A 9,527-nucleotide genomic window follows, 5' to 3' on the forward strand; every position below is an offset into this window, starting at 1 on the left:
GACGAAGAAGGTATGCAGGTTATGAGGATTCTTGCAAAAAATATGGCGTTCTTCCTAAAATGTAAGGAAGCAGGGATAAAAGCGGGAGTATCTTATCCAGAAAAAGAAGCAATTACATTTACTAATTTTATTAGAGAGTAGACTAGGAGTATAATTATATGAAAAAAATATTATTAATTACTGCGATTTTATTGGTGACATTTTCGTTAGTCGCATGTAATCAAATAACGAATAATGATAGTAGCCAAAATGATTCTTCTACAGTTGCAAATTCAACAGATCAATCATCAGAAAATACTTCTGAAAATAATAATGCTTCTAATGAAAATAAAGTAAATAGCTCAGGAAGCAATGTTTTAATTGCATATTTTACTCTACCTGAAGCTGTAGATGATGATTCTGATACTGTTTCGTCTGCCAGTATAGTTAAAACAGAAGATACAGTTGTCGGAAGTACAGAACATATAGCCAAGATGATACAAAATTCAATAGGTGGAACTTTATTTGAGATAGAAACAGAAAAACAATATTCTAAGGAGCATGATCCATTAGTTGATGAAGCAGCTGAAGAACAAGAAGAAAATGCAAGACCAGAGCTTTCTTCAAAAGTAGAAAATATGGATAGCTATGACATTATATTTATAGGATATCCTATTTGGTGGGGAGATTTACCGATGCCACTATATACATTTTTAGAAGAATATGACCTTAGTGGCAAGACTATAGTTCTATTTTGCACTCATGGAGGAAGTCGATTATCAAATACAGACAATACAATTGCAGATTTACAAAAAGATGCAACTGTAATTCATGATGCTCTAGTCATCTCGAGAAGTGATGTAGCTGTTACAGAGCAGGAAGAAGTTGATAGATGGCTAGAATCGATAAGTTTAAAATAAAAAGTTGATAAATTATAGTAAGTATAAAAAGATCATGCTACATATGTATGATCTTTTTTTAGATTAATAAAAAATTTCAAAAAAGCAGTTGACTTTTATTAAAAAAGAGACTATTATTTAATTAATAAAACTTAGTAACAAAAAGAAACTAAGAAAAAGAAGGTGATAGATTGAATCAGGATTTAAATATACTAACAGAGGAGCAGTTTCTAAGTCAATACAATTTAAATGACTACGAGAGACCTTCTGTTACAGTCGATACACTTGTTTTCACAGTAACCAATAAAGTAAATGAAGACATCAGAAAGCTAGACGAAAAGGAGCTTAAAATTTTACTTATAAAGAGAAATGCACATCCTTTTCTAGGTAGCTGGGCATTTCCTGGAGGATTTGTTCAAATAGATGAATCACTAGATGATGCAGTTGATAGAATGATAAGAGAGGAAGCTAATATGTCAAATATATACTTTGAACAGTTATATACATATGGAGACATAGCACGCGACCCTAGAACTAGAGTTTTATCAGTAGCACATATGGCGCTTATACCAAATGAAAATTTAAAGCCTAAGGTAGGAAGAGATGCCGACGACATCAGATGGTTTAGTATAAAAAGAGAAAATATTGAATGCGATAAGGAAAATGAATCTAAGTGGTTACTTAAGCTTACAAGTGAGGATGAAGAGATAAATATATCCTATGAAGTTACAGAAAAATGTATAAGAAGAGGTGTGACAGAGCTAAAGGAAGTAGTAGTAAACCCACAAGCTTTGACTCAAGAAAAACTGGCATTTGATCATTACAGAATTTTAGTGGATGCGTTGAATAGATTAAAAAATAAAATAGAGTACACGCCGATAGCATTTAATTTAGTAGGAGAGTATTTTACAAGGGCTGAAATTCAATCGATATATGAATTGATACTAGATAGAAAGTTCACCAGAATGGAGCTTTGGAGAAAGATAAAGGACATGGTCATAGAAACTGATTTAGTATCAAAGGAAAAGGGGCACCGTCCATCTAAGTACTATAAATTTAATCCAGATTGGAGTCCAAAGTTTTAAAAAGCTAAAAATAGGTGGTAAATAAAAGTTTTTAATTTATCACCTAAAATAATAAATATTTTTTTAATATTACTTAGTAACAAAATACGACTAAGAAAAACGAAGGAGGAATAAAAAATGTTAAACTTTAAATCTATCAAATTTTTACCAAGTGAGTATGTTTTTAAGTATAAAAAAGGAAAAATAGTAAAAGAAGGAAAGGGGCTATCTTTTATCTACTATGTACCAAATACTTCAGTTGTTGTGATTCCAACATCAAGTGCAGATGTTCCATTTATATTCCAAGAGATTACAAATGACTATCAAACAGTAAGTGTTCAAGGTCAAATAACTTATAAAATAGCAGATTATAAGAGAGTATCAGAAATTTTAGACTATACATACGATATGAAAAAGAAAAAATATGTAACTGAGGATTACAAGAAAATACCTCAAAGATTAGTAAATATAACTAAGGTTTTAACTAAGAAAAGCATAGAAAATATGCCTCTAAAGGAAGCAATAAAATCTAGTGAAAGCCTAGCTAATTTAATAAGAGAAGCTTTAATTGACAGTAAAGAGGTTTTAAATCTTGGTATAGAGATAATTGGATTTTCAATTTTAGCGATAAGTCCAAATAAAGAGACAGCGAGGGCTCTAGAAGCAACAGCAAGAGAAGAAATTTTGAAAAAGGCAGACGAGGCGATTTACGAAAGAAGAAATTCATCAATAGAGCAAGAGCGCATCGTCAAGGAAAATGAGCTTAACACAGAAATAGCAATAGAAGAAAAGAGAAAACAAATCCAAGAATCACAACTAGAATCAAAACGACTAAAAATGGAAAAAGAAAATAAAATGAAGGACGAGGAGCTTGGATACCAAACTAAGCTTGAAGAAAAGAGAAAGGAATTTATCAAGCTTTCAGTAGAAAATGCAAGAGAAGAGGCAGACTCAAAGGCTTATCAATTTGCTGCGATGATGAAGGTGTTCAACGAAATGGATCCAAACGTCATACAAGCTTTGGCTACTATAAATATGGAACCTGAAAAATTAATAGCAGGAGCATTCCAACAGCTTGCAAATAAAGCAGATAAAATAGGTGAGCTTAATATTTCTCCAGATTTACTTCAAAGCTTGATGAAGGGCAGAAATTAGCATTAAAAAATTGTAGGAGGGCAGATACATGAGAAACGACAATAAAAAAATCGTTCTAGTAAAGAGAAAAACTAGACTTGAAAATTTAATCCACAAATACAACACAGAAGGGCAAGTCAAATTTATAATAGAGCATTCAGGGGGAGATTTTACAGACTATAAGTTAGAGGATAAAAGGTACAAGGAGACTTTAGCTAAAATAACATCTGAATTACAAAAAATAGCTCGTGTACAAGTCTTAGATAGAGATTACATTTCAAACTATATTTTCGCAAAAGACGATGTAGTAGTCGCAGTAGGACAAGATGGATTAGTTGCAAATACTTTGAAATATCTAGACGGTCAACCTCTAATAGGTGTAAATCCCGATCCGATGAGATTTGACGGTGTACTGCTTCCTTTTAAACCAGACGATGTAGAGCTAATAGTCAGGGAAGTATTCAACAATAATAGAAGCTTCAAAGAAATAACTCTAGCAAAGGCAACATTAAACGACGGTCAATCTCTTCTAGGAGTAAACGATATATTTATAGGTCAAAAAACTCATGTGTCAGCACAATATATTTTAAATCAAAACGACAAAAATGAACGTCAATCTTCAAGTGGCATAATTGTATCGACAGGTTTGGGTTCTACAGGATGGTTTAAAAGTATTTTAGCAGGTGCATCAAAAATATCAACAGGATGCTCAGGCAGAGAAGTCGAGCTTAGACAGAAGGAAGAATTTAGATGGAATTCAGATTTTCTATACTACACAGTTCGCGAGCCATATCCAAGCAAATGGACATCAGATACCATGGTATTTGGGAAAATAGATAAAACAAATTCTTTGAAAATACAGTCTTTAATGCCAGAAAATGGAGTAATATTTAGTGATGGAGTAGAAGAGGATTACATAGAATTTAACTCTGGAAATGAGGCAGTTATCTCAATTGCCGAGCATAAAGGATTACTTATAGTATAATATTATAATAAATTATAAGCAAGGTATATGAATTCATATACCTTGTTTTAATATATAGTACATAAAATTGTGGTATAATAAAAATATAATATAAAAATAATTTTTTATGGATTTATTTTAGATAAGTCAATAAATTTAGTGATAGGGGTTAATATAAATTATGTTAAAGGAAAAATTAGTAAGACCAGTTGTAAAAACATTAGTAAATAACAATGCGCTTGATCGAATAGAAGAGGATATGATGCCTTTAAAAAGATTAATGGCATATTATCAGTGTGCCATTATGGAGGTAGAGACAAAATTTAAAGTACTAAATCAAGAGTTTTCTCTTGAATACGATAGAAATCCAATAGAGACAATAAAAACTAGGTTAAAATCTACAGAAAGTATAGTAAAAAAATTAGTTAAAAGAGATTTACCGCTTACAGTTAGGTCTATTGAAGATAATTTAAATGATGTAGCAGGCGTTAGAATAGTATGCTCTTTTATAGAGGATATATATTTATTGGCAGATTGTCTATTGCAACAAGATGATGTTAAATTGATTCAAGTTAAGGACTACATAAAAAATCCAAAGCCTAATGGTTATAGAAGCTTGCATTTAATTATAGAAATTCCTATATTTTTGAAAGAGGAAAAGAAAAATATGAGGGTAGAAGTGCAGCTTAGAACTATAGCTATGGATTTCTGGGCGAGCTTAGATCATAAATTGAGCTACAAAAAAAATATACCAGAAGAAGAAGCTGAATTATTGAGACAAGAGCTATTAGAATGTGCAGAAATTAGTGCAAACCTAGATGTGCGTATGGAGGAAATAAAGAATAGGATTGTAAATAAATAAATTAAAAGCCAAATAGGATTTGACCCCCATTTGGCTTTATTTACGTGGATAAAAATTTATTCCATTATATCTACATCTTCACCTTTTAAGATCTTGTTTATATTTCTAACTGCGCACATCTTACCGCACATAGTACAAGTATCTTCGTTTTCAGGCTTAGATTCTGCTCTGTAGCGTCTTGCTTTTTCACTGTCTATAGCTAAATCAAACATTTTTTCCCAATCTAGGTCACGTCTAGCTTGGCTCATTTGGTTATCCCAATCGGCAGCTCCCTTTACGCCCTTTGCAATATCGGCAGCATGAGCAGCTATTTTAGATGCTATTATACCTTCCTTCACGTCTTCTAGGTTAGGAAGTCTAAGATGTTCTGCAGGAGTTACATAGCATAGGAAAGAAGCTCCGTAAGTTGCTGCGATTGCTCCACCTATAGCAGCTGTAATATGGTCGTATCCTGGAGCGACGTCTGTAACAAGAGGTCCTAATACATAGAAAGGTGCTCCGTTACATATAGTTTCTTGGATTTCCATATTTGCCTTTATTTGATTAAGTGGCATATGGCCAGGACCTTCTATCATAACTTGAACGTCTTTTTCCCAAGCGCGATTAGTTAATTCGCCTAGAGTTACTAGCTCTTCTATTTGAGATATATCACCAGCATCGTGGATACTTCCAGGTCTGCAGGCATCTCCTAAGCTTATAGTTACGTCGTATTCTCTACAGATATCTAGGATTTCGTCGTAGTATTCAAAGAATGGGTTTTCGTTTCCTGTTAATTCCATCCATGCGAAAATTATAGATCCACCTCTAGATACTATATTTGTAAGACGTTTAGATTGTTTGAATCTCTCTGCTGTGTGTTTATTGACACCACAATGAATAGTCATAAAATCTACGCCATCTTCAGCGTGCATTCTGACAACATCTATCCATTCTCTTGCAGTTATAGTTCTAAGCGGTTTGTTGTAGTAAACAACAGCATCGTATATAGGAACTGTTCCTATTATAGCAGGACATTCAGCAGTTAATTTTCTTCTGAATTTTTGAGTGTCGCCGTATGAGCTTAAGTCCATTATTGATTCAGCACCCATATTTACAGCACTCATAACCTTTTCCATTTCTAAGTCCATATCTAGGCAATCCCTAGAAGTTCCAAGGTTTACGTTTATTTTAGTTTTTAATTTTTTACCTATACCATAAGGTTTTAAGCATTTGTGGTTTTTATTAGCAGGAATACAAACCTTTCCTTGAGCTACTAATTCTACTAATTCATTTATGTCAAAGTTTTCGTATTCACTTACTTGTTTCATTTCGTCTGTTATTATGCCTTTTCTTGCGGCATCCATTTGAGTAGTGTAATTCATATTTTTTTCTCCTTAAATTTAGATTTCAAAATATAATTACTTGCAAGTATTTTTAACTAGTTAAATTTTAATATTGAAATTTTATATACTTTGGAGGTTTTATCAAAATTAGAAAAGTTAAATAGTCAAGCTGAGAAATTTATATAAATAATAATTTATATAAATTGATGTAGAAAATTTATACAATTAAAAAAATCGTACAAATAATGTACGATTAAGATTCAGATTAATGTATATAAATACAAAAATATAAACTCCCTCGCGGCATTATCCGGCAGGTTCGGAGGGTTTAGAAAAAAATTCAATCTCAGCAAAAGCTCCCCTGTATATATTTCAATTGTAATTTTATGGTAACATATGGAAATTCTTTTTTCAATACAAAATTTCTTTTAATAAATATAAAAATTATTTTGAAAATTTATGCTATTGAGAGCTTAATATTGTATATTATAAAAAATTAAGTTTCGGTTTGGGAAACTTTTTTTACAAAAGTAGCTTTTGGCTCCATTGTTCAGATAAAAATTACAGCATATAATTTAAGTATAAAGAGAGGAGATATAAAAATGAATGAAATTAACATAGGTAAAAATATAACTAACTTCAGAAGAAATAAAGGCATCACTCAAGATGAGCTTGCAAATTATATAGGTGTATCAAAATCATCAGTATCAAAATGGGAGAACAACATAACATATCCAGATATATTGTTGCTTCCTCAATTGGCGACATTGTTCAATGTATCATTAGACGAACTCATGGGGTATGAACCACAGCTTACAAAAGATGATATCAAAAAAATTTACTATAGCTTGGCTGATGAGTTTACTGAAAAGAAACCAGATGAGGTCTTAGAAAAATGTGAAAAATACATTAAAAAATACTACTCTTGCTTTGAATTTTTAAAACGAATGGTGGTGCTTTACTTAAATCATCATATGCTATTTGAAAATAAAGAGGAAATTTTAGATAAAGCCAGAGATTTATGCATAAGAATAAAGGAAGAAAGCAACGATCCAAAATTGATAAAGGAGATAGTTTCCCTAGAGGCGCTTTCACTAGCTATGGCGAATAAACCAGTTGAGATTTTAGAGCTTTTAGGAGAGGATATCGAATCATATGGTCAGGATGCAGAGCTCATAGGTCTTAGCTTCCAGTTATTGGGTAACGTAGATAAGGCAGATGAAGTAGCACAGATTTGTATGTATCAGCATTTAATAGGTTTAGTTGGAAATGCAGTTCAAAGAATTGTTTTGAATACAAATGATTTAAAGGTAGTAGAGGAAACTTTTGAAAAGGCGTTTGAAATCTGTAAAGTGTTTGATTTAGATGAGCTTCATTCAAATATAGCAGTGAATTTATACTTAAGTACAGCGCAGGCTTATGCAGTACATGGAGAAAAGGAAAAAGCTCTAGATTTGATAGAGATGTATACAAAGGTATGTGTAAAAAGTATATATAATTTTAAACTAAAGGGAAATGAATACTTTGACAAAATAGAAGCTTGGTTTAAAGACTTGGATTTAGGAGTAAATCCGCCTAGAAGCCAAAAATTAATAAAACAAAGTGTAGTAAGTGCTTTAAAGGACAATCCAGTTTTTGCTAGTTTAAAAGAAGAGTACAGATTTAAATCTTGTTTATTGGCGTTAGAAAGTGAGTAAAAATATTAAATTTTAGGAGGAAACAAACATTATGAATCAATTACCATTAGTATTACCACTTATTATATTACAATTTATATTAGCTATAACTGCACTAGTTCATGTGCTTAGACATCCAAATTACAGATTTGGAAATAAAGTAATATGGGTGTTAGTAGTTTTATTTGTACAATTTATAGGACCTATATTCTACTTTGTATTTGGTAGAGGTGAAGAGTAATGAATGTACTTGAAATCAACGGGTTATCTAAAAAATTTGGCTCAAATCATATAATAAAGGATCTGAATCTAAAAGTAAGTGAAAACACCATCTGTGGATTTATAGGAGAAAATGGTGCTGGTAAAACTACTACTATGAAGATGATACTTGGATTTTTAAAGCCAGACAGTGGAACTATAACAGTTTGTGGTGAGAAGGTCAGCTATGGAGAAACTAAAACAAATAGATTTATAGGATATCTTCCAGACGTGCCAGAATACTATGGATATATGAATCCAGTCGAGTATTTAAAGCTATGTGGTCAAATTACTGGTATGAATAATAAAGAGATAAAAGAAAAAACTGAAGAGCTTTTAGAGCTAGTAGGTCTTAAGGAGCATAAAAAAAGACGAATAGGCAAATTTTCAAGGGGGATGAAGCAGAGACTGGGAATTGCTCAAGCACTTCTAAATGAGCCTAAGCTATTGATATGCGATGAACCTACATCAGCTCTAGATCCAATAGGAAGAAAAGAAATTCTAGATATTTTATTAAAGGTCAAGGAGAAGACTACAGTAATATTTTCAACACATATACTATCTGATGTAGAGAGAATTTGCGATGAAATTGCGATTTTAAAGGATGGGAAAATAGCTCTAAGTGGCGCGTTATCTCAAATTAGAGCTGATAATATTGTAGATTGTCTAGAGATAGAATTTAAAAATGGCGATAATTTAGCACAATTTTTAAATATATTCGGAAATAATTCTGAGATAAAGGAAATGGAAACTTCTCTAGAAAAATCAGAAAATACGATTTTTATTCATTCAAATAATATAGTAAAAATCCAAAAAGAGATTATGAAGGTACTGATAGATACGGATTTATGTCCTATATCTATAAGACTTCAAGAGCCTACATTAGAGAGATTATTTTTGGAGGATGTGAGATGAGAGCATATATAGCATTTACTAAAAAGGAAATTTACGAATTAGCAAAAACATATAAATTACTTTTACTTGTAATAGTGTTTTTAATTTTAGGGTTTATGAATCCTATCACAGCTAAATTTACACCATATCTTGTAGAGTCATTTATGGAGGAAGGTTTCACTATAAACCTACCAGAGCCTACGATTATGGATTCTTGGATGCAGTTTTTCAAAAATGTAAACCAAATGGGACTTATCGTACTAGTGATTATGTTTAGTGGGATAATTTCAAACGAGCTCACAAAAGGGACACTTATTAATATGCTTACAAAGGGGTTATCTAGAAAGACAGTGATTTTATCTAAATTTACGTCAACTTGTTTGGTTTGGACAGTTGTGTATTTCTTAGCTGCATTGGTTACATTTTTATATTCTATGTTGTTTTGGGAGGATACTGAGGTTGCAAATCTGTTGTT

The 9,527-nt window shown here is 31.8% G+C and carries 10 protein-coding genes; 9 read left to right on the forward strand and 1 reads right to left on the reverse strand.

The features are described from left to right. The first annotated feature begins 158 nt into the window (after positions 1–158). The 5 genes from ACI3VO_RS16450 (at position 159) to ACI3VO_RS16470 (ending at position 4,902) form a co-directional block, all read left to right on the forward strand. A complete protein-coding gene (locus ACI3VO_RS16450) occupies positions 159–899 on the forward strand; it encodes a flavodoxin (protein ID WP_439758949.1) in 741 nt (246 codons plus the stop codon). Between the two features lie 170 nt (positions 900–1,069). After that, positions 1,070–1,963, forward strand: coding sequence for an NUDIX hydrolase (locus ACI3VO_RS16455; protein ID WP_439758950.1), 894 nt, complete (start codon positions 1,070–1,072; stop codon positions 1,961–1,963). Positions 1,964–2,080: 117 nt separating this feature from the next. Next, entirely contained in the window at positions 2,081–3,097 is a 1,017-nt protein-coding gene (locus tag ACI3VO_RS16460) for an SPFH domain-containing protein (protein WP_439758951.1), read from the forward strand. Positions 3,098–3,125: 28 nt separating this feature from the next. Further along, positions 3,126–4,061 (forward strand): sugar kinase, encoded by a 936-nt coding sequence (locus ACI3VO_RS16465; protein ID WP_439758952.1) that lies wholly within the window; start codon positions 3,126–3,128, stop codon positions 4,059–4,061. A 160-nt stretch (positions 4,062–4,221) separates the two neighbouring features. After that, complete coding sequence (locus ACI3VO_RS16470) at positions 4,222–4,902, forward strand: GTP pyrophosphokinase (RefSeq protein WP_439758953.1); 681 nt, start codon at positions 4,222–4,224, stop codon at positions 4,900–4,902. Between the two features lie 56 nt (positions 4,903–4,958). Here ACI3VO_RS16470 and thiC read toward each other — a convergent pair whose 3' ends face one another. Next, positions 4,959–6,263 (reverse strand): phosphomethylpyrimidine synthase ThiC, encoded by a 1,305-nt coding sequence (gene thiC / locus ACI3VO_RS16475; protein ID WP_439758954.1) that lies wholly within the window; start codon positions 6,261–6,263, stop codon positions 4,959–4,961. Positions 6,264–6,826: 563 nt separating this feature from the next. Here thiC and ACI3VO_RS16480 point away from each other — a divergent pair. The 4 genes from ACI3VO_RS16480 to ACI3VO_RS16495 all read left to right on the forward strand — a co-directional run. Next, positions 6,827–7,921, forward strand: a complete 1,095-nt coding sequence (locus ACI3VO_RS16480; RefSeq protein WP_439758955.1) for a helix-turn-helix domain-containing protein — start codon at positions 6,827–6,829, stop codon at positions 7,919–7,921. Positions 7,922–7,952: 31 nt separating this feature from the next. Beyond that, the gene (locus ACI3VO_RS16485) at positions 7,953–8,141 is read left to right on the forward strand and encodes a PLD nuclease N-terminal domain-containing protein (RefSeq protein ID WP_439758956.1); all 189 of its coding nucleotides are present in this window, start codon (positions 7,953–7,955) and stop codon (positions 8,139–8,141) included. Next, on the forward strand, positions 8,141–9,073 hold the full coding sequence (locus ACI3VO_RS16490; protein ID WP_439758957.1) for an ABC transporter ATP-binding protein: 933 nt from the start codon (positions 8,141–8,143) through the stop codon (positions 9,071–9,073). Before ACI3VO_RS16485 ends, ACI3VO_RS16490 begins: the two co-directional genes overlap by 1 nt. Beyond that, a partial coding sequence (locus ACI3VO_RS16495) for an ABC transporter permease subunit (protein WP_439758958.1) occupies positions 9,070–9,527 on the forward strand: 458 nt, incomplete at its 3' end. The genes ACI3VO_RS16490 and ACI3VO_RS16495, both read left to right, overlap by 4 nt.

The sequence above is a fragment of the Intestinibacter sp. genome, from assembly GCF_051866655.1.
Classification (GTDB): Bacteria; Bacillota; Clostridia; order Peptostreptococcales; family Peptostreptococcaceae; genus Intestinibacter.